The sequence below is a fragment of the Dietzia massiliensis genome (assembly GCF_018390595.1).
Classification (GTDB): Bacteria; Actinomycetota; Actinomycetes; order Mycobacteriales; family Mycobacteriaceae; genus Dietzia; species Dietzia massiliensis.
Genome location: NZ_JAHBAV010000341.1, coordinates 1 through 338 on the forward strand (window position 1 = coordinate 1; position 338 = coordinate 338).

Below are 338 nucleotides of genomic sequence, written 5' to 3' on the forward strand. Positions count from 1 at the left end.
GCGCGTAGCTGTTCTCATCGCTCTGGCATTGCCAAAGCTGGTAAAAAGAGCAGCCGGTTTCTTTATTGGATTCCTGCACCATGGTGTTGAGCAGGCTCAGAAACGCTTGCCGCTTGGCCGGATTGACCTGAAAAAAGACGTTGAGCGTAATCATGATTGATTTCCTCGGTCGGTAATGAAACTGGATATCTCCAGGGGCAGCATTGTGCTGACAGCGAGGATTTTACGGACTTGATGGCTGACTAAAAGTGAAATAAAGTTCGTGAATTGTTCACTTTTGGTGAAGGCTTAAGATGTTTAAACGTGCCCAGTTAGCCGCCTTTTGCATGGTGGTGGAG

Annotated in this window: 1 protein-coding gene; it reads right to left on the reverse strand. The window is 47.6% G+C overall.

What is annotated here, in order from left to right; genetic code table 11:
• Positions 1-154, reverse strand: a 154-nt coding sequence (locus tag KHA85_RS19355; RefSeq protein WP_368858503.1) for a putative quinol monooxygenase, incomplete at its 3' end; no start/stop codon positions are given.
• Between the last annotated feature and the right edge of the window lie 184 nt (positions 155-338).